We start from the raw sequence: 20173 nt of genomic DNA, 5'->3' as shown, positions 1-20173 counted from the left end.
GTCTTTACAGCCCTGAGCGGTACAGGTCAGTCGCCGCCAGGACGGTTTCCATTTGCACAGTATGCGCGAAGATAAAGCGGTCGCCGTAGACCGTTTCATCCGGAAACTCGGAAATCAGCGCCAGCGGAAGTTCTTCGCGGTCGGTCTCGGTGATCTGCACGGGAATGCCGTTCATGACATCGAATCCCGTTTCGAGCGCATGCGCGTGAAACAGTTCCAATTGGCGCGCATTGAATTCCACCAGCCCCGGCACGTTACGCGCCAGCCGCGCGGTGACGCCTTCTATCAAGCGGCGCGCTCGGTCGCCCCAGCCCGGATGATGGCGCAGCACCAGGAAGAATCCCTTGGGAATCGTCCACAGTTCAAAATTGCGGGGCAGGTAGCCCGATAGCGGCCGGGTCCATTCGTGCGCGGGGTAGCCGTGCAAGTTGATGTGCAATTGCGCGCCGCTGATGGCATGCGCCTGATGGCGCCCGTCGCGTTCGAAAAACGGGGCGTGCTCGCGATACGCGATGTCGTCGCCTAGCGCGCTGTAGCGCGAGGCATGCAGCATGTGGCGCGGGTGGTGTTCGCGCAGGCGGTTGAACAGGGCGTAGCCATCGGGGTTTTCCAAGGCGATCAGCGCGAAGTGCGCGTCGCCGCGTTCGGCCAGCGCCTGGGTGGCGCGCAATGCGCCGACGACGCCCGAGGTTTCATTGGCATGCTGCGCGCCCGAAATGAACACGGCGGGGCCGGGGCCACGGACATAAGTCCCCAGCACCGGGCGGCCTTGACGCGACACTGCCTGGAAGGTGTCGCCGCCAAAAGCCGCCACACAGCCGGCGATCTGGCCCGCCGTCAGGGGCTCGCGGCACTGCGCCAACGGGGCGTTGGGCGGCACGGGCGTGACCGGTGCGACGTGCGTAAACGGCTCAAGCGATATCTGCACTCGCGCCGCGCCGTCATGCCGGCGGATGTCGGGAATGATCTGGCCCGGTTGCAAGCCGCGGTCACCCGACGGGCGGCCGGAATGATGCTGAAAATGTTCCAGCAACGTGAAATATACGTCCTCGTGCAGGGCTTCGAAGGTGCTGACGATTTCTTCATCTACCGGCAGCGCGAAGTCCATGCCGGGCAGGTCCACGCGGATCTCCAGGCGGTCGAAATACGGTTCATGCGCGCCCCACGGGTGGTTGCGCACCGTGTCCACGATGCTGCGGAACGCCTGCTGGTATTCCGTCGATTGCGCGCCATCGGTTTGCACGACGCCGTCAGCGTCCTGCACGCGCAGCCAGCCGGTAGGCGACAGTTCGGGCGTGCCATCCTGGGCCGCGCCCACGACGTTGGGGGCGAACACGCGTGCGTCAACCTGGCGGCCGTCGGCGTAGGTCAGGGTGACGTCGTAATGCAAGTCGTTGGCGCCGGCCTGCATGACGACGCGCACGCCGTCCAGCAAAGCAATCAGCGGATACGCTTCGAGCGTGAAGCGCTTGGCCTGCGCGTGTTCATGCAGCGGGTAGCGCACCAGCGCGGACACCAGGCCCTCGCGCTGGACGTCTTCCAAAAAGAAATGCAGCAGCGGCTTGTAGGCGCTGCGAAAACGCGCGGTGACGCCGGCCTGCGCCAGCCGGGCCTGCGCCGCGCGGCGGGCTTGCACGCCTTCGAACAGCCAGCCTTCCACGACCGCGCCACGCCAGGCGGGCGCCAGGTAGGCATGGGTCCAGGCGTCCAGCGTGCGGTCAAATGTTTTATCAAGCAAAGACATGCTTTGTGTTCCTTCGGGGTTCAGGCGGCATCCTGCAAATTCACAAATGCCCCTTGCGGGGCATTTGGTCTTTTACACCTTTCCGGTGGGGTCCAGGCGGTCGCGCAGCCAATCGCCCAGCAGGTTCAGGCCTAACACGGTCAGCATGATCGCCACGCCGGGAAAGACGCTGACCCACCATGCGGTCTGCATATACGTGCGGCCATCGGCCAGCATGCCGCCCCAGCTGGGAATCATGGGATCCACGCCCAGGCCCAGGAAGGTCAGGCTGCTTTCCAGAAGGATGTTGTTGGCCACGTTCAAGGTCATCAGAATCACCAGCGGGCCCAGCAGGTTGGGCACGATGTGGTGGCGGATCATGGCCAGGTCACGCACGCCGAAGGCGCGGGCGGCCAGCACGAATTCGCGTTCGCGCAGCGCCAGCACCTGGGCGCGCACCAGCCGCGCATACTGCACCCACTGCGACACGATCATGAAGAAGATCACGTTGAACAGGCCGCCGCCCAGGATGGCAATGAACGTGATGGCCACCAGGATGAACGGCAGCGCCAGCTGCACGTCGGCAAAGCGCATGACGATCATGTCCCAGAAGCCGCGGTAGTAGCCGGCGATCAGGCCCATGACGATGCCCAGCAGCGCGCCGCCGATCACGGACGCAAAGCCCACCATCAACGAGATCTTGCCGCCGACGATGACACGCGCCAGCACGTCGCGGCCCAGCGGGTCGGTGCCGAAGGGATGCGCGGCCGACGTGAACGGGGCCATCAGGCGGGCGGCCAGGTCCATGGATTCGCCGCCATCGGGAAACAGCCAGCCCGACGTCAGCACCAACAGGATCATCACGCCGGTCAGCAACGCGCCCAGCACGAATTCCAGCGAACGATAGCGGCTGCGCGGCTTGAAAGGCTTGGGCGCGGCGGCGGTGGAGGAGGTTGTCTGCATAAGGCTCAACGCGTGCGGATACGGGGGTCGACGATGCCGTAGGCGATGTCGACGATCAGGTTGACCAGGACGATGACGGTGGCCAGCACGGTGACCGTGCCTTGCAGCACCGGGTAGTCGCGGCCCGAAATGGCGTCGAACGCCAGCGTGCCCAGGCCCGGCCAGTTAAAGACCATTTCAATGACGACGATGCCGCCGATCAGGCCGCCAAATTGCAGGCCCAGATACGTGATGAGCGGAATCGCGCAATTGCGCAGCGCATGCTTGTACAGCACCACGCGTTCCTTCAGGCCCTTGCTGCGCGCCACCATGATGTATTGCGCCGACAGCGTTTCCAGCATGGTTGTGCGCACCAGGCGGATGTTGGTGGCGCTAAGGATGATGGCCATCGTCAGCGACGGCAGCACCAGGCTGGCCGGTCCGCTCCAGCCCGAAGGCGGCAGCAGCGGAAAGGTGATCGACAGCAGCAGCACCAGCATCAGCGCCAGCCAGAAGTTCGGAAACGACAGGCCCACCAGCGACAGGATGCGGATGGCCTGGTCGGTGGCCTTGCCGCGCTTGATGGCCGCCTGGATGCCCAGCGGCAGCGAGATCAGAATCGACACGATCAACGACGTAAACGCCAGCATCAGCGTGGCGGGCAGGGCGTCGCCGATCAACTTGGCGACAGACGTGCCGCCCATGAAGCTGCGGCCGAAATCGCCGTGCAACAGCCCTTGCATGTACGACAGGTATTGTTCGTGGAAGGGGCGGTTCAGGCCCAGCGCCTGGCGGATGTTGGCCAGGTCTTGTTCGGTCACGCTGCCCGAACCCTGGCTGAGCATCAGCGCGGGGTCGCCGGTCAGGCGTACTGCATAGGAAACCAGCAATGTCACGGCGACGATCACGAAGACCGCCTGCAACACGCGCTTAATAAGAAATCCGGTCATGAGGCGCCGCCCCGGTTTTCACCGGGGCGGATCAGTGAGTGAATGCTATGAGTCCTGCTCGAACCCTGCCAGGGAGGGCCGCGAGGCCGGCCTTGCCGGCCGCGGGCTTGTCCCTGGGGCGAAGCGCCTGGCGCTTCGGGGTCGTTACTCCACGCTGGTCTGAAGGAAACGGAAGCGGATATCGCCGGGCACTTCCAGGTTCTTCACGCGCTTGTTCACGCCCACGATCGTGTTCAGGCTGTACAGCGGCATTTCCAGCGCCTGATCGGCGACGTACGCAGCGATTTCCTGCAACATGGCTTCGCGCTTCTTCACGTCATAGACGGTGCGCTGCGCTTCCAGCATGCCGTTCAGTTTGGCGTCGTTGTCGTACGGGTTCCATTTCTGGCCAGTGTGATACATCAGGTACGCGGTGTTGTCGTAGTCGTACGTCCAGCCGCCCCATTGGTTCTGCCACATCTCGCCCGTCTTGCCGCCCGGGATGATGTCGTTGAGCAGCACGCCGGTTTCATACGGCTTGATGGTGGCGCGCACGCCCACGCCTTGCAGGTAGCCGGACACGGCCTGGGCCACTTCGCGGAAGTTCGAATCGCTGCCGCGCACGTCGATCTGCACGGTGGCGCCCGGCTTCACGCCGGCGGCGGCCAGCAGCTTCTTGGCTTCGGCGGGGTTGAAGGGCAGCGGCTTTTGGTCGGGGTTGTAGCCGAACGATTGCGGGCCCTGGAAGCTGGCAATGACCTTGGCCTGGCCCAGCAGCAGCTGCTTGACGATGGCCTCGCGGTCCACCGCCATGATCAGCGCGCGGCGCACGTCACGGTTCTGCGTGATGCCGCCGGTGGTCTTGTAGCGCAGCGCAAAGGCAACCGGGCCGCCCGTCGAGATAACGTCGGCGTTGCCCGACTTCTTCACCGTTTCGATCAGGCCCAGCGGGATCAGCGTGGCAATGTCGATGCGGCCGGCTTGCAGCTCGGCCACTTGCGTGCCGGGTTCGCTGATGAAGCGGTACACGACCTTATCCAGCTTGGGCTTGCCGCCCCAGTAGTCGTCGTTGCGCGCCAAGGTCACGTTGACCTTGGGTTGATAGCTTTCAAACTTGAACGGGCCGGTGCCGACCGGGTTCGTGTTGAAGTAGTCCTCGCCTTTTTCCTTGATGTACTTGGGTGGCACGATCATGGCGCCGTAGCCGGCCAGCTTGGTCAAGAGCACGGGGTCCGGCTGCTTCAGGATGAAGTCGACGGTGTACTCGTCCACCACCTTGATTTCGCCGATGGAATCGTAGTTGGACTTTTGCGGGCCCTTGGCGCCTTCCGCGCCCAGCAGGCGTTCAAACGTGAACTTCACGGCTTCGGCGTTGAAGGGTTCGCCGTTATGGAACTTGACGCCTTCGCGCAGCTTGAAGCGCAGGCGCTTGTTGTCGTCCAGGTATTCCCAGCTGGTGGCCAGGCCGGGTTGCAGCTTCAGGTCGGCGCCGCGCATGGTCAGGCCGTCATACAGGTTGCCGCCCACCGAGCCCCAGAACGTCACAAAGGTGTCGATGGGATCCCAGCTGCCCGGGTCCTGGTTGATGGCTACGCTGAGCGTGCCGGCGGCATGCGCGGTCGAGAAGACGGCGGGCATCGCGCCGCCCAACGCCAGGGTCAGGGCGGTGGCGGTGAAGGTGGTGCGTAGGAATTGCATGTTCGCTCCAGGGACGGGAACTCGGATCACACCGAGGAAAAAAGGGGGGCTGAGGCTAGGCCGCGCGGGCCACTTGGTGGCCGGGCGCGAATTCAGTCAGCGGAATAATGGCCGGTTCGTCGCCGACGCGGCGTACCGGGCTAGGGATTTCACCTTCGATCAGCGACGTGTCGATGTGGCGGCCGGGCTCGGCCACCGGCACGGCGGCCAGCAGCTTGCGCGTGTACGGGTGCTGCGGCGATTCAAAGATCTGCCGGCGCGTGCCCAGTTCCACGATCTGGCCCAGGTACAGCACCGCGACACGATGGCTGACCTTTTCCACCACCGCCATGTCGTGCGTGATGAACAGGTATGACAGGCCGCGGTCCTTTTGCAGATCCATCAGCAGGTTCAGGATCTGCGCCTGGATGGACACGTCCAGCGCCGACACGGATTCGTCGGCAATGATCAGCTTGGGGTTGCTGGCCAGGGCGCGCGCGATGCACACGCGCTGACGCTGGCCACCCGAGAATTCATGCGGATAGCGCTTGGCATGCTCGGGCTTTAAGCCCACCTGTTCCAGCAGCTCGCCCACTCGGCGCGCGATGGCGTCTTCGCCATGCAGCAAGCCGTGCGTGCGGATCGGTTCGGCAATGCTGAAAGCCACCGTCTTGCGCGGGTCCAGCGACGCGTACGGGTCCTGGAAGATGTACTGGATTTCCTGGCGCAGGCGTTGGCGGCCGGCGGCGTCCATCGAAAAAATGTCCTGGCCGTTGTAGCGCACGGCGCCCGAGGTGGGGGCCACCAGCTGCTGCAAGGTCTTGCCGATGGTCGACTTGCCGCTGCCGGACTCGCCCACCAGCGCCAGCGTTTCGCCGGGATAGACGTCAAAGCTGACTTCTTCCACGGCGTGCACGCGGTGCGTGACGCGGCCGAACAAATTGTGGCCGACGTCAAAACGCGTCGTCAGTTTTTCCACGCGCAGCACGGGGGCGTCGTAGGTGGCCGTGTCTTGTTCGCGGGTTTCGCCCACTTCGCGCAGCGTGTCGCCTTCCAGCACGGTTTGCGGCGTGCGCAGCGGCAGGTCGCGGCCGGTCAGGCTGCCCAGGCGAGGCACGGCGGCCAGCAGCGCGCGCGTGTACGGGTGCTTGGGCGCATTGAAAATTTGCTCGACGGTGCCTTGTTCGACTTTCTTGCCGCGCAGCATCACGACCACGTCGTCGGCCATCTCGGCCACCACGCCCATGTCATGCGTGATGAAGATGACGGCGGTGCCCAGGTCGCGTTGCAGTTCGCGGATGGTGTTCAGGATCTGTGCCTGGATGGTGACGTCCAGCGCGGTGGTGGGTTCGTCGGCGATCAGCAGGCGCGGCTGGCACGACAGTGCCATGGCGATCATCACGCGCTGGCGCATGCCGCCCGACAGTTGATGGGGATAGCGGTCCAGCAGCTGCTTGGCGTCCGGCAGGCGCACCTTGTCCAGCAGCTTGCGCGCGCACGCGCGTGCGGCCGAGCGCGACAGCTGCTGGTGCAGCATGATGGCTTCCACGATCTGGTCGCCGATGGTGAACACGGGGTTCAGCGACGTCATCGGTTCCTGGAAGATCATCGCGATGTCGTTGCCGCGAATGGCGCGCATCTGCTCGTCGGTGGCGCGGGTCAGATCGGTTTCGCGGCCGTTGTCGTCGCGAAACAGGATCTGGCCGGTGGCGATGCGCCCGTTCGAGTAATCCGTCAGCCGCATGATCGCCATGGACGTGACGGACTTGCCCGAACCGGACTCGCCAACAATCGCCAGCGTCCGGCCCGGCTGGACGTCAAAGTCCAGGCCGTCGACGGCGCGAAACACGCCGTTGTCGGTATTGAAGTCAACCGATACGCCGCGCACGGACAGCAGCGGGGCGGATGAAGAAGCGGTGGTGCTAGACAACGTGGATTCTCACAGCGAGGTGGCGGCGCGGGCAGCCTGGTCGTACAGGCCCGACAGGGCGCGCAGGGTGTTGGCCAGCTGGTGGCTGGCTTCGTCCGCGGCGGGCGAGTCGATGAACGACTTGACCAGGCACTGCTCGCGCACTTCGGCGTAACGCGCAATGGCGGCGGCGCCGGCGTCGGTGGTGGTGTAGATCACTTCCTTGCCCGTCTTGGCGCTTTGCACGACGCCCAGCCGCTCAAGTTTCTTAAGCGAATAGTTCACCAGGTGCGTGTCTTCGACGTTCAGGGTGAAGCAGATGTCGGCCAGCTTCTTGCCGCGTCCACGGTGATACACGTGGTTCAGCACCAGGATGTCCAGCGAGGTCAGATCGGGCAGGCCGGCGCAGGCCATGCAGCGCACCATCCAGCGGTTGAACGCGTGCGACGCGATGATCAGGCCAAATTCCACCTCGGATAACTGCGGGGCGGACGTGGCCAGATGGGCGGAAGAAACGATGGCGTCCCGGATGGAGGCAGACATGGCAGGTGTAAAGGGACGGATCGATGACAAAACGTTGGCGAATTATTGACGATTTGTTGTTATGCAGGCATTCGGGATAACCCTGGGTAATAAGGGCCAGGGCCGGGCGCACACCTACAAGCGGTGCGAGAGGCGAGGGCTACTCAGATCCATTTTAGTAATCGTCCTGGTGCTGATTGGGAATCTTCTGATAGTTCTTGCGCGGCCGCTCCCTATCATTTTTCAATCGCTTTGGCCTCAAGTCGGACACGGGCCGCCTTGAGGCCAAAGCCCTTGAAAATCACAATAAAAATGGAAGTGGGATGCGGGATCTCAAGACGTTACTTAAGCGGGTGCTGTTCAAGTTGTCCCCAAGAACGGCCGAACGGTTGAATATCGATTTCCGCCTTCGCGCGCCGAACCGCGACTTTTTGGAGGAATCCGTATTCGGTTATCTGAATGAAATGGCGGCCGTAGCGGACCACGACATCAAAACCCTGTTCGTGGGCATCGACAAGCACAACTGGCATTACCCGCGCTTATTGCTATGCCAGTTTCATTCGCTGGATATCGAGGCGCGCAAGGCAGTGTATGGGCGGCCGGGTAGCCATTGGACGGGGAGCGCCATCCACATGGCGGATCACTATGGCCGGAACGCGTTCGATGTGGTGGTGGCAAACGGCTTGTTGGGTTTCGGTATTAATAACGCAGCCGAGTTCAGGCGTCTGCTGACGCAATGCGAACTCGTATTAAAGCCGGGTGGCCTGCTGGTGCTGGGCTATAACGACCGACCGGATCGGGCACCGTTTCCAGTGATGCCCGTAGTACGCGAGTATTTCGAATCGTTCGTGCCGCCGATTGTCGGGGTGCAGGCTGACATTCATCGCGTGGACGACGACTTTCAGCACGTGTTCGTCTTTGCTAAAAAGCGCAAGGCGCCGCCTCGCCAGGCGCGACTAACCGACATGGCAGAGGCCACCTCCGGCGTCTGAAAAATCTATGCAGGAGCGCTTTCCCGTAGCGACCACGTCCCGTCGTCGCCGCACGTTAAATAGTGCGTGGGGCCGATCCGGTCCTGAAACGCCGCATCGTGCGACACCACCACCATGGCGCCGGGGTAATGCGCCAAAGCGTCTTCCAGCGCCTGCGCCGAGGCCATGTCCAGGTGGTTCGTGGGTTCGTCCAGCAACAGCAACTGCGCGGGTTGCTTTCGCCACAACGCGCAGGCCAGCGCCGCCTTGATGCGTTCACCGCCGCTTAACGTGGCTGCGGGCGCCTGGACCTGCGCTGCGCCCAGGCCCAGCAGGGCCAGCCGGCTGCGCAGTTCGCCCGGTGACAGCGGCGCGCCCTGCGCCTCCAGGGTTTGCAATAGCGACGCGTTTGCGGGCAATGCGTTTGCCGGCAATGCGCTTGCGGGCAATGCGTTTGCAGGCCATGCGCTTGCAGGCAATGCATTTGCGGCCTGGTCCAGCATCGCGGTGGGCACGCGCACGTCGCAGCGGCCGGCACGCGGGGCAAGCACACCGGCCAGCATCGCTAGCAGTGTGCTTTTGCCGCAGCCGTTGGGGCCTTGGATTGCCAGCCGGAACGGGCCGTCCAACGTCAAGCTAAGCGGTTTGGCGCGGGGCGGCCACGGGGGCAGGGCGGCCTCCAGGTGTAGAACGCGCCGCCCGGCCGGCACCGTGGTGTCGGGCAATGCCAGCGCCACGTCCGCGGCCGTGGGGGCCAGCGAGGCGGCCTGTCTGACGGCGACGTCCAAGGCGGCGGCGGCGTCCTGACGGCGCTGGCGATCACGTCCCGCGTGCGCTTGCGCGCTGGCCTTTTTGCCGCCCAGCAACACGGCGGCCTGATTGGTTTCGCGGGCGTTGCGGCTGTTGCGCGCGGTGCGCTGCTGCTGGGCGTCGTGCTGTTGCCGCAGCGCACGCAGGCCCTTGGCGCGTTCATGGCGCGCATGCGCCAGGGCCGTGTGCGCGGCGGCGTCCTGGCTGTCGCGTTGCGCGCGCCAGGCGCTGTAGTTGCCGGCGTGGCCGCGAAGGGCGGCGTTGTCCAGTTCGACGATGCTGTCCATGGCGTCCAGCAAGCGGCGGTCGTGGCTGACGACGATCAGCGCGCCGCGCCATGCGTGGATTTTTTCTGTCAGCCAATCGCGGGCGCGCGTGTCCAGGTGGTTGGTGGGTTCGTCCAGCAACAGGGCGTCGGCGCCTTGCAGGAAGGCGCCGGCCAGTGCCACGCGGGTCAACTCGCCGCCACTTGCCGCGCAGGCGGGATTTGCGGGTTGCCAGTCCGGCAGGGCGGCGTCGGCAAGCATGCGCGCCCAGTCTTGATGGATCAGCCAATGGCCTTCCGCCAAGTCAAAGTCTGCCCGGTCGGTGCTACCTGCTTCGATATTGGCCAAGGCGCGAAACACGGGACCCAGGCCCGCAACATCCGCCAGCGTGGCGGTATCGGGCCAAGCCGGCGTCTGCGCCACATGGGCCAGTTTCCCGTGGCGCACAACGCGGCCGGACTGCGGCGGCAGGGTGCCGAGCATGACGCGCAGCAGCACTGATTTACCCGCGCCGTTGCGCCCGATGACGCCATGGCGGACGCGCGCGAAGTCGTGGGTGACGTCGTCTAGCAGCACGCGGCCGTCGGGCAGCGCGAAGCTGACATGCTGCAAACCAAGGAAGGACGACGCCGAATGCGTCAAGGGTTGCGCCGGGGGCGGCGCGCTGGATGACCGGGCCATGGATAGCTCTCCGAAATAATGAAACGCTTTGCGCGGCAGCGGCCATAGGGCAGCGCACTGCAAGGCAAAGGGAAATCAAAGGGAGTGCTTAAAGAATCATGGCCTGGGGAGTCTCCGGGAGAGTGCGGGCGGCACTGGCGTTCGAACCGCATCGTACGCGAAAGTTCCCGCTCCGGCCCACCGACGTAGCCCTTTCAGGTCTCCAACAGCCGCAGATCGGGCGGCCGGTTTTCGATGATGGCTTCCATGCTGAAAAAGCCCGTCACAGTCGACAGTTCGAAGTCTGTGATGAGCTTTTGGTAGAAGCGGTCGTAGCCGGCCATGCCCCGGCAGACCACCTTGATCAGGTAGTCCCAATCGCCACCGATGCGATAGAACTCGGTCACTTCGGGCAGGCGCTCGACGTGTTGGCGAAAGCCGTCGGCCCAGGCCTTGGCGTGGTGGCTGGTTCGGATCATCACAAACACGGTCAGGTCCAGCCCCAGCGCCACCAGGCTGACCTCGGCGCGGGTGCCGCGAATGATGCCGCATGCGTTCAAGCGCTGTAGCCGGCGCCAGCACGCGTTCTGCGAAAGGCCGACCCGGTCGGCCAGCTCGCGCTGGGACAGGGAACCGTCTTTTTGCAGGCAAGCAATGATGCTCAGATCAAGCTTGTCTATTTTCTCCATCCGTTCGTTCATATGACCCAAGTTATATTGATTTACGCAAAATAACGGTGATGTTTGTTGTCGGCTTCCATCGTATGATATTTCGCATCAATTGGAAGACTTATCATGACGACGCTTACCGCCTCGGCCACGGCCGGGGCCTCAAACACCGCAAGTCCCTTGCAGCAGTTTCAAGACAGCCTGGCATCCCCCGACATCGCGGCCCAGCTTGCCGATGGCCTGATTGGCAAAGACGCGTTCGTCGACGGCCCGTTTGGCCGCAAGCCGCTGGTCTATGCCGACTACGTGGCCTCGGGCCGCGCGCTGATGCAGGTCGAGCGCTTTGTCATGGAACAAGTGCTTCCGTATTACGCCAATTCGCACACCGAAGCCTCGTATTGCGGCGGTTTCATTACCCGCTTGCGCCGCGAGGCCCGCGCCGCTGTCGCGCGTTGCTGCGGCGCCACCGACGCCCATGCCGTGATCTTCGCCGGGTCCGGCGCCACGGCGGGCATCAACCGCCTGGTGCATTTGTTTGGCGTGCATGCGGCGGTAGCGGCAGGCAAGCCCGTCCGCGTCATCATCGGCCCGTACGAGCACCATTCCAATATCTTGCCGTGGCGCGAATGCGGCGCGCAGATTGTGGAAGTTGCCGAAGCCGCCGAGGGCGGTCCCGACTTGGCGGCGCTGGACGCCGCGCTGAACGCGCCCGCCGGCACGCTGCTGATCTGCGCGTTGTCGGCCGCCTCGAACGTGACCGGCATCGTGGCTGATGTGGCCGGCATCACCCGGCGCGTCAAGCAGGCAGGCGCCAAGATGTTGTGGGACTACGCGGGCGGCGCGCCGTACCTGCCGGTCCGTATGTCGCCGGCACCCAATGCGCACATCGACGCCATTGTGTTCTCGCCGCATAAATTCATTGGCGGGCCGGGCGCATCCGGTGTGCTGATCGTTCGCCGCGATGCGGTGATCGACACCACGCCCACCTGGCCGGGCGGCGGCACCGTCAAATTCGTGTCGCCCGAGGGTCATGACTACAGCGCCAGCCTGGAATCGCGCGAAGAGGCGGGTACGCCCAACGTGGTGGGCGACATCCGCGCCGCCTTGGTGCTCCTGGTCAAGGAAGCGCTGGGCGCCGACTTCATGCGTGAGCGCAACGCGCATTTCGTGCAGCGCGCGCTTGCCGCCTGGCAAGGCGCGGAACCCCTGGAATTGCTGGGCTCGCTGACGGCCGAGCGCTTGCCGATCTTCTCGTTTCGGGTACGCGACGGCAAGGGCGGCTATGTGCACCAGCAATTGGTGACGCGCATGTTAAGCGACCGTTTCGGCATCCAGGCGCGCGGGGGTTGCGCCTGCGCGGGGCCGTATGTGCACCGGCTTCTTGATATCGGGCCGGCGCAGTCGCGGCAGATGCGGCAAGCCATCCTGGACGGCCGCGAGATTGAAAAGCCCGGCTTCATCCGCCTGAACTTCAGTGTGCTGTTGCCGGACGCCAAGGCGGATTTCATCCTGGAGTCCGTGCTGGCGCTGGCGGCCGACGCGACGCAGTTCGAATCGCGTTACGGCTTCGATCCCAGCCGCGCCATTTTCTACCCGCAAAGCGTGGAAATGGAAATGACGATCTGAGCGATCGGCAAGGCGGCGGGACAACGGAGGGCAAGGGCCAATGGGCTTATTGACCGACCGGTCGGCCCTTCGCCCCCACTTGCCGTCTGTTCTGCGGTGGGTCCGCGGTCAGTCTTTCATCTGGCGGCCGCAGGTGCGGACCCACGCCGCCTTTGCGTCGGCCAACTCGTCCGACGCGCGAGTCAGGTCGCGCACGACCGACTCCGAGAACGTCGTGCCGTTGCGGCGGCACGCCTCGAAATCATCGACCAACGCATAGCGGGCATCCAGCAGGTCCAGCCGACCCTGGCACAGCTCGCGGTTCAATTGCAGATTGTTGGCGGCTTCGCGCGTGCGCTGCACATCCTGCGCGCGCTTGATCGAGCGCAGTTGCTCGTCGACGCGCGACACACACGCGTCGTCCGCGTGCGCGGACCCGGCGGCGCATGCCGTCAGGATCAAAAAAACGGCCAGGGGCCGGCGGGGGGTTGCTGCCATGCGAAAAGCCTTGGTATGACGTGGTGTGCATCATAACTGGTGCGAAAAATGCCCCGTGGCATGGTGCGCCGCACGCCTGCCACTGCATGGAAAACCAGTATGGTGAATCGCCCGAACGCGTCTACCATCAATCAGCACATCGATCACCGTTCACCTTTTCAAAATGACCCGACCCGCAACGGGATCGGGCGCCTTCTTGGCTGCTGTTCTGTTTTATCAACACGTACGTTGGAGATGAAAGAGAATGACGACACCCCTCATCACGGTCGACCTGGACCAGTCCCCTTACGAAAACAAGCACATCCATAATCGGTGGCACCCCGATATCCCCATGGCCGTCTGGGTCAAGCCGGGCGACGACTTCGTGCTGGAAACCTATGACTGGACCGGCGGCGCCATCAAGAACGACGACAGCGCCGACGACGTGCGCGATGTGGACCTGTCCACCGTGCACTTTCTGTCGGGGCCGGTGGGCGTAGAAGGCGCGCAACCCGGTGACTTGCTGGTGGTTGACCTGCTGGATATCGGCGCCAAGCCCGACAGCCTGTGGGGGTTCAACGGCTTTTTCAGCCGCAATAACGGGGGCGGTTTCCTGACCGAACATTTCCCCCATGCGCAAAAATCCATCTGGGATTTTCACGGCATGTTCACGTCGTCCCGCCATATCCCCGGGGTGAATTTCGCGGGCCTGATCCATCCGGGCCTGATCGGTTGCCTGCCCGACAAGAAGCTGCTGCAAACGTGGAACCGGCGCGAACAGGCGCTGATCGACACCAACCCCAACCGTGTACCGCCGCTGGCGAACCCGCCCGCGCCCAAGACGGCCCACATGGGCGCTTTGCAAGGTGCTGACCGCGACCGCGCAGCAGCCGAGGGCGCACGTACCGTGCCGCCGCGCGAGCACGGCGGCAACTGCGATATCAAGGACTTGTCGCGCGGCGCCCGCGTGTTCTTCCCGGTGTACGTCGACGGCGGCGGCTTGTCGGTCGGCGATCTGCACTTCTCGCAGGGCGATGGCGAAATCACGTTCTGCGGCGCGATCGAAATGGCGGGCTGGGTGCACATGCGCGTGTCGCTCATCAAGGGCGGCATGGAAAAGTACGCCATCAAGAACCCGATCTTCAAGCCCAGCCCCATCACCCCGGCCTACAAGGACTACCTGATCTTCGAAGGCATCTCGGTGGACGAAGAAGGCAAGCAGCACTACCTGGACGTGAACGTGGCGTACCGGCAGGCGTGCCTGAACGCCATCGAATACCTGAAGAAATTCGGCTATTCCGGCGCCCAGGCCTATTCGCTTCTGGGCTGCGCGCCCGTGCAAGGCCACATCAGCGGCGTGGTCGACATCCCCAATTCCTGCGCCACGCTGTGGCTGCCCACCGAGATCTTCGACTTCGATATCCAGCCCTCGGCATCCGGGCCGATCAAACATATCCGGGGCGGGGTAGACATGCCGCTGTCACGCGACCGCCAGGAGAACCGCGATGCCCATGTATGACTATTCCTGCGGCGGATGCGGCGACTTTGCCGCGTTGCGGCCGCTGGCGCAATGGCGCGACCCGGCCGCGTGCCCGCAATGCGGCGCGTTGTCCGCGCGCATCATCGGCGGCGCGCCGGCCATTTCGGCCTTGTCGTCCGCCGTGAACCGCGCGCGTGCGGTCAATGAACGCAGCGCAAACGAGCCGCGAAGCTCGCGCGCGGGCCATGGCATGAACTGCGGGTGTTGCTCGGGCGGCCGTGCGTCCGGCAAGACGCGAACCAGCACCGACGGGGCGAAGTCCTTCGCGGGCGCCAGGCCCTGGATGATCAGCCACTAGTCAGGCGAGCAAGGTCAGGGCGCGTCGTCTTGCGGCGCGTCCTTGTCCATGCCTTGCATGTTCTCCAGCAGCTTCAACAGATAGTGCAGCGTGTGGCTCAGGTCGCCAACCGAGAAGTCGGCCAGCGCGTCTTCGTAGTAATCATGGATGCGCGGAACGGCGTCGTGCACCCACACTTTGCGACCGGATGGCGTCATCGTGATCAAGCGCGAGCGCCGGTCGCGCCCATCCGGCGCACTGCCGATATGGCCGTCACGCTCCATCCGGCCAAGCAAACCCGACAGGCTCTGGCGGCTGACCATCAGGTAGCGCGCCAGATCGCCCACGCTCATTCCGTCGGCCGCCTCTGGCCGCGATAACGCGCCCAATACCGCCCATTGCTGCGTGGTCAGCCCCAGGTGTTCCACCGCTCGGCTACCTGTTTTATGCAGCATGTTGGCGCATTGGTATAACCGGAAGAACAACCGGTTGGCTAACTCCATTCTGGCAGTTTCGGTGTTTTTATTAGGGTTTTTCATAAGCTTCGTACCGTGTTTCGCAACTTGATGCGGCGTCGCCAAGTCTCTAATATACGTCAACATGTTTACGTATATGGGCTTGGCCTGATTCGTTGGCAAGGATACCAAGCCTGCAACCCGCGCAGAGGAAATCATGCAAAGACTGGCAGGCAAGACGGCTGTGGTAACGGGCGGCGGTGGGGGGATAGGGGGCGCGACCTGCGCGCGTTTCTCCAGGGAAGGCGCTGCCGTGGCCGTGCTGGACTTGAACGAAGAGCATGCGCGGCGGGTAGCCGAAAAGATCGAAGCGGCGGGCGGGCGCGCGTTGGCCATCGCTTGTGACATTACTCAGCGCCACGAGGTGGACGCGGCCATCGCCGAAACGGAAACCGTGCTGGGGCCCATCGACATCCTGGTCAACAACGCCGGGTGGGACGTGTTCAAGCCATTCACCAAGACGGAACCCGCGCAATGGGAACGGCTGATCGCCATCAACCTGGTGGGCGCCTTGCATTTGCACCACGCCGTGCTGCCCGGCATGGCGGCGCGCAAGGCGGGGCGCATCGTCAACATCGCGTCGGACGCGGCGCGCGTCGGGTCTTCGGGCGAAGCGGTGTACGCGGCGTGCAAGGGCGGCTTGGTGGCGTTTTCCAAGACCATCGCCCGCGAGCACGCGCGTCATGGCATCACGGTCAATGTGGTGTGCCCGGGCCCGACGGACACCGCGCTGTTCGCCGATTACAAGGAAGGCGCCGGCAACCCCGAGAAATTGCTTGAGGCCTTTACCCGCGCCATTCCCTTGGGCCGCATCGGCCAGCCGGACGACCTGCCCGGCGCGATCCTGTTCTTTGCCAGCGATGACGCCGCCTACATCACCGGGCAGGTATTGAGCGTGTCGGGCGGTTTGACGATGAACGGCTGAAGGCGGACGACACCGCTTTCGCATGCCCCTTGAGGAGCCAAGATGGACTACGAAGACATTCTCTACGACGTGCGCGATGGCGCCGCCTGGATCACGATCAACCGGCCCGAAAAGATGAACGCGTTTCGTGGCCGCACCTGCGACGAACTCATTCACGCCATCAACCGCGCCGGCTACGCGCCCGACATCGGCGTCATCGTGCTGGCGGGCGCGGGCGACAAGGCGTTCTGTACCGGCGGCGACCAATCCGCGCACGCCGGCCAGTACGACGGACGCGGCACCATCGGCCTGCCCATGGAAGAACTGCACAGCGCCATTCGCGACGTGCCCAAGCCGGTGATCGCGCGCGTCCAGGGCTACGCCATCGGCGGCGGCAACGTGCTGTGCACCATTTGCGACATCACGATTGCGTCCGATAAAGCCGTGTTCGGCCAGGTGGGCCCGAAGGTCGGGTCGGTGGACCCGGGGTACGGCACCGCGTACCTGGCGCGCGTCGTGGGCGAAAAGAAGGCGCGCGAGATCTGGTACCTGTGCCGACGCTATCCGGCCTCGGAAGCCTTGGCCATGGGCCTGGTCAACGCCGTCGTGCCGCACGAACAACTGGACGACGAAGTGACCAGGTGGTGCGCCGAGATCATGGAGAAAAGCCCTACCGCCATCGCCATCGCCAAGCGCTCGTTCAATATGGACACGGCGCATCAGGCGGGCATCGCCGGCATGGGCATGTACGCGTTGAAACTCTATTACGACACCGAGGAATCCCGCGAGGGCGTGCGCGCGTTCCAGGAAAAGCGCAAACCGGATTTCCGCCGCTACGCGAAATAACCGAGCCTGCGCCGCAACGACCGGCGCGCCGGAGGAGACAACATGAATCCGTACATCGACGAAGACCTGTCCGTCTTGGCCGAGCACGCGGGGCGATTCGCGGACGGCCGCGTGGCGCCCGGCTACCTGGAGCGCGACAGGACCCGCGTGCTGGATCGCGGCCTGATGCGCGAAATGGGGCAGTTGGGGTTCATCGCGCCCGAGTTGCCCGAGGATTGTGGCGGACAGGGCCTGGGCTGCATGGCGGCCGGCGTCATCCACGAGCAGATCGCGCGCGCCGACTTGAGCTTTTCCTACGTCAATCTGCTGGCTTCGTTGAATGGGCAGATCCTGGCGCAGCATGGCCAGCGCGAGGTCGCCGCGCCGTGGCTGACCCGGCTGACGCAGGGCGATGCGTTGCTGTCCATTGCCTTGACGGAGCCGCGCGGCGGTTCGGATGCCGCCAACCTGCGGCTGCGGGTCGAGCGCGTGGACGGGCACTACGTGGTCAACGGTGAAAAAACATCCATCTCCGCTGCGGACCAAGCGGACGCCGCCATCGTGTTCGGCCGCAGTGGCACCGTGGAATCGGGCGCGCATGGCGTGACGGCCTTGCTGGTGCCGATGGACTTGCCCGGCATCACGCGCAACCGCTTTGACTGCCACGGGCAACGCGCCATCGGACGTGGCTCGCTGTTCTTCGAAAACGTGCGGGTGCCGGCGGACCACCGGCTGGGGCAGGAAGGCCACGGCTTTGTCCAGGTCATGCAGGGCTTTGATTATTCGCGCGCGCTGATCGGGCTACAGGTGCTGGCGGTGGCGCGCGCAGCGCTGGATGAGACGTGGGCGTATGCCGCCCAGCGCGAGGCCTTCGGCAAACCCTTGACCGCATTCCAGGGCGTGTCGCATCCGCTGGCCGAGGCCGAAACCCAGCTTGAGGCGGCGCGGCTGCTGTGCCTTCAGACCTTGTGGCTGAAGGACCGCAACCTGCCCCACAGCGCGCAAGCCGCCATGTGCAAATGGTGGGCACCGAAGCTGGCGTACGACGTGGTGCATCAATGCCTGCTGACGTTCGGCCATGGCGGATACGACCACGGGCTGATGGAGCAACGGCTACGCGACGTGCTGGGATTCCAGATCGGCGACGGCACCGCGCAAATCATGAAAATCATCATCGCTCGCGAGCGCGCGGGTCGACGCGCCGTGGCCGCTTGATATCCCCGCATTCCTTGCAACCTCTCTGGGAGACGCATCCATGGAATTTGACGCCGTATTGATTGCGCCGCGCCGGGCGTTGAGCATCGCGCGCGGCTGGTGGCGGGACGTGACCATCAACGACCTGCTGGACAAATGCGTGGCGGCGGATCCCGACAAAGTTGCATTGACGGCCGTGCAGTCCGACGCCGGCACGCAGCGCACATTCACCTATCGCGAAATGGCGGCGCTGGCCGACCGCGCTGCCGTGGGGCTGGCGCGCCTGGGCGTCGGGCGCGGCGACGTGGTGGCGTGCCAGTTGCCCAATGGCTGGGAATTCGTCGTCACGTATCTGGCCTGCTCGCGCATCGGCGCGGTGATGAATCCGCTGATGCATATTTTTCGGCAGCGTGAGCTCTCTTTCATGCTGCGCCATGGCGAAGCGCGCGTGCTGATCGTGCCGCATCGGTTTCGGGGCTTTGACTACCCGGAGATGGTGGCCGGCTTGCGCGCGGATCTGCCAGCGCTACAGCATGTGATCGTGGTCGGTGGCCAGGGCGCCGACAGCTTCCAGGCGCTGCTGGCGGGGCCTGAATGGGAACGCGAGCCGGATGCCGAACGCATCCTGACCCAGTCTCGCCCCGGCCCGGATGATGTCACACAACTGATGTACACGTCTGGCACCACGGGCGAGCCCAAGGGCGTCATGCACACCGCCAACACCTGCTTGTCCAACATCGCCGCTTACGCCGAGCGGCTGCGCCTGGGCTCGGACGATGTTGTGCTGATGGGCTCGCCTATGGCGCACCAGACCGGCTTTATGTACGGCTTGATGATGCCGTTCTACCTGGGCGCGAGCGCCGTCACGCTGGATATCTGGAATGCCGAGAAAGCCGTTGCGCTGATGCGCGAACTGGGCGTCACGTTCAGCATGGCATCGACGCCGTTCCTGACGGATATCGCACGTCAGGTGGCGCAGTCGGGCTTGACGGTGCCCACGCTGCGCGTCTTTCTTTGCGCGGGCGCGCCCATCCCCGGCCCCCTTGTCGAACAGGCCACTCGCGCGCTGGGCGCGAAAATCATCTCGGCCTGGGGGATGACGGAAAACGGCGCGGTCACGTTGACGTTGCTGGACGATGACGACACGCGGGCCTGCACGACCGACGGCAAGCCACTGCCCGGCGTTGAAATCAAAGTCAGGGACGCGTCGGGCGCAGCCTTGCCCGCCGGCGTCGAAGGCCAGCTTTGGCTACGGTCATGCTCCAATTTTGGCGGCTACCTGAAGCGGCCGCAGTTGAACGCCACCGACGCCGACGGCTGGTTCGATACGGGCGACATGGCCCGCATCGACGCCGACGGCTACTTGCGCATTACGGGGCGCAGCAAGGACGTGATCATCCGAGGCGGCGAGAACATCCCCGTGGTTGAAATCGAGTCGCTGCTGTATCGGCATCCCGCTGTGGAGATGGCGGCCATCGCGGCGTATCCGGACGCGCGCCTGGGTGAACGCGCCTGCGCGGTGGTAACGCTCAAGCCCGGGCAGGCATTGAGCTTGCAGGATCTGGTGCAGTTCTTAAAAGGCTTCGGCGTGACCAGGCAGTACATTCCCGAACGCCTGGAAGTGCTGGACCAACTGCCGACCACGCCCACGGGCAAGGTCCAGAAGTTCAAGCTGCGAGAGATGCTGAGTGCAAGCCTGGGCGAGGGGCAGGGCGGGACACCGGGGTAGGCGCGGACATCGGACATCGGACATCGCATC

The 20173-nt window shown here is 64.4% G+C and carries 18 protein-coding genes; 8 read left to right on the top strand and 10 right to left on the bottom strand.

Annotated elements, in window-relative coordinates; translation table 11 throughout:
- Window positions 1-4: 4 nt before the first annotated feature.
- The 6 genes from DVB37_RS17225 to DVB37_RS17200 all read right to left on the bottom strand — a co-directional run bounded on the left by DVB37_RS17225 (window position 5) and on the right by DVB37_RS17200 (window position 7723).
- Complete coding sequence (locus DVB37_RS17225) at window positions 5-1744, bottom strand: peptidase M14 (RefSeq protein WP_120156294.1); 1740 nt, start codon at window positions 1742-1744, stop codon at window positions 5-7.
- Between the two features lie 72 nt (window positions 1745-1816).
- Window positions 1817-2686 (bottom strand): ABC transporter permease, encoded by an 870-nt coding sequence (locus tag DVB37_RS17220; protein ID WP_046806973.1) that lies wholly within the window; start codon window positions 2684-2686, stop codon window positions 1817-1819.
- A gap of 5 nt (window positions 2687-2691) precedes the next feature.
- A complete protein-coding gene (locus DVB37_RS17215; protein WP_046806974.1) occupies window positions 2692-3615 on the bottom strand; it encodes an ABC transporter permease in 924 nt (307 codons plus the stop codon).
- A gap of 144 nt (window positions 3616-3759) precedes the next feature.
- A complete protein-coding gene (locus DVB37_RS17210; protein ID WP_120156293.1) occupies window positions 3760-5292 on the bottom strand; it encodes an ABC transporter substrate-binding protein in 1533 nt (510 codons plus the stop codon).
- A 55-nt stretch (window positions 5293-5347) separates the two neighbouring features.
- Window positions 5348-7201 carry a dipeptide ABC transporter ATP-binding protein gene (locus tag DVB37_RS17205; protein ID WP_162941238.1) on the bottom strand — a complete coding sequence of 618 codons (1854 nt, stop codon included), beginning with the start codon at window positions 7199-7201 and terminating at the stop codon, window positions 5348-5350.
- A 9-nt stretch (window positions 7202-7210) separates the two neighbouring features.
- The gene (locus DVB37_RS17200; RefSeq protein ID WP_046806977.1) at window positions 7211-7723 is read right to left on the bottom strand and encodes a winged helix DNA-binding protein; all 513 of its coding nucleotides are present in this window, start codon (window positions 7721-7723) and stop codon (window positions 7211-7213) included.
- A 197-nt stretch (window positions 7724-7920) separates the two neighbouring features.
- Between DVB37_RS17200 and DVB37_RS17195 the strand changes: the two genes are divergently transcribed.
- A complete protein-coding gene (locus tag DVB37_RS17195; RefSeq protein WP_240433906.1) occupies window positions 7921-8694 on the top strand; it encodes a hypothetical protein in 774 nt (257 codons plus the stop codon).
- A gap of 5 nt (window positions 8695-8699) precedes the next feature.
- Here the strand turns inward: DVB37_RS17195 and DVB37_RS17190 are convergent, their stop codons facing one another.
- Together DVB37_RS17190 and DVB37_RS17185 are read right to left on the bottom strand one after the other, a co-directional pair.
- Window positions 8700-10430, bottom strand: a complete 1731-nt coding sequence (locus DVB37_RS17190; RefSeq protein WP_120156291.1) for an ABC-F family ATP-binding cassette domain-containing protein — start codon at window positions 10428-10430, stop codon at window positions 8700-8702.
- Window positions 10431-10624: 194 nt separating this feature from the next.
- Window positions 10625-11098, bottom strand: a complete 474-nt coding sequence (locus DVB37_RS17185) for an Lrp/AsnC family transcriptional regulator (protein ID WP_240433905.1) — start codon at window positions 11096-11098, stop codon at window positions 10625-10627.
- Between the two features lie 105 nt (window positions 11099-11203).
- Between DVB37_RS17185 and DVB37_RS17180 the strand changes: the two genes are divergently transcribed.
- Entirely contained in the window at window positions 11204-12703 is a 1500-nt protein-coding gene (locus tag DVB37_RS17180) for an aminotransferase class V-fold PLP-dependent enzyme (RefSeq protein ID WP_046806980.1), read from the top strand.
- 108 nt (window positions 12704-12811) lie between these two features.
- On the opposite strand, the gene DVB37_RS17175 is transcribed toward DVB37_RS17180, so the two are convergent.
- Window positions 12812-13180, bottom strand: a complete 369-nt coding sequence (locus DVB37_RS17175; protein ID WP_104144372.1) for a hypothetical protein — start codon at window positions 13178-13180, stop codon at window positions 12812-12814.
- Window positions 13181-13424: 244 nt separating this feature from the next.
- On the opposite strand from DVB37_RS17175, the gene fmdA reads away from it, so the two are divergent.
- On the top strand, window positions 13425-14678 hold the full coding sequence (gene fmdA, locus DVB37_RS17170; RefSeq protein ID WP_120156289.1) for a formamidase: 1254 nt from the start codon (window positions 13425-13427) through the stop codon (window positions 14676-14678).
- Window positions 14665-14997, top strand: coding sequence for a zinc ribbon domain-containing protein (locus tag DVB37_RS17165; RefSeq protein WP_046806983.1), 333 nt, complete (start codon window positions 14665-14667; stop codon window positions 14995-14997). The genes fmdA and DVB37_RS17165 overlap by 14 nt, the downstream gene beginning before the upstream one ends.
- Window positions 14998-15011: 14 nt before the next feature.
- On the opposite strand, the gene DVB37_RS17160 is transcribed toward DVB37_RS17165, so the two are convergent.
- The gene (locus DVB37_RS17160) at window positions 15012-15515 is read right to left on the bottom strand and encodes a MarR family winged helix-turn-helix transcriptional regulator (protein ID WP_162941237.1); all 504 of its coding nucleotides are present in this window, start codon (window positions 15513-15515) and stop codon (window positions 15012-15014) included.
- Between the two features lie 133 nt (window positions 15516-15648).
- On the opposite strand from DVB37_RS17160, the gene badH reads away from it, so the two are divergent.
- The 4 genes from badH to aliA are packed head-to-tail and all read left to right on the top strand — an operon-like array spanning window position 15649 to window position 20143.
- Window positions 15649-16416, top strand: coding sequence for a 2-hydroxycyclohexanecarboxyl-CoA dehydrogenase (badH, locus tag DVB37_RS17155; RefSeq protein WP_120156287.1), 768 nt, complete (start codon window positions 15649-15651; stop codon window positions 16414-16416).
- A gap of 42 nt (window positions 16417-16458) precedes the next feature.
- The gene (badI, locus tag DVB37_RS17150; RefSeq protein ID WP_120156286.1) at window positions 16459-17241 is read left to right on the top strand and encodes a 2-ketocyclohexanecarboxyl-CoA hydrolase; all 783 of its coding nucleotides are present in this window, start codon (window positions 16459-16461) and stop codon (window positions 17239-17241) included.
- Window positions 17242-17283: 42 nt separating this feature from the next.
- The gene (gene aliB / locus DVB37_RS17145) at window positions 17284-18435 is read left to right on the top strand and encodes a cyclohexanecarboxyl-CoA dehydrogenase (RefSeq protein WP_120156285.1); all 1152 of its coding nucleotides are present in this window, start codon (window positions 17284-17286) and stop codon (window positions 18433-18435) included.
- Between the two features lie 40 nt (window positions 18436-18475).
- Window positions 18476-20143, top strand: coding sequence for a cyclohexanecarboxylate-CoA ligase (gene aliA, locus DVB37_RS17140; protein ID WP_120156284.1), 1668 nt, complete (start codon window positions 18476-18478; stop codon window positions 20141-20143).
- Window positions 20144-20173: the final 30 nt, after the last annotated feature.

The organism is Achromobacter sp. B7 (genome assembly GCF_003600685.1).
GTDB classification, from domain to species: Bacteria; Pseudomonadota; Gammaproteobacteria; order Burkholderiales; family Burkholderiaceae_B; genus Achromobacter; species Achromobacter spanius_B.
This window is presented reverse-complemented; position numbering and strand designations above follow the sequence as displayed.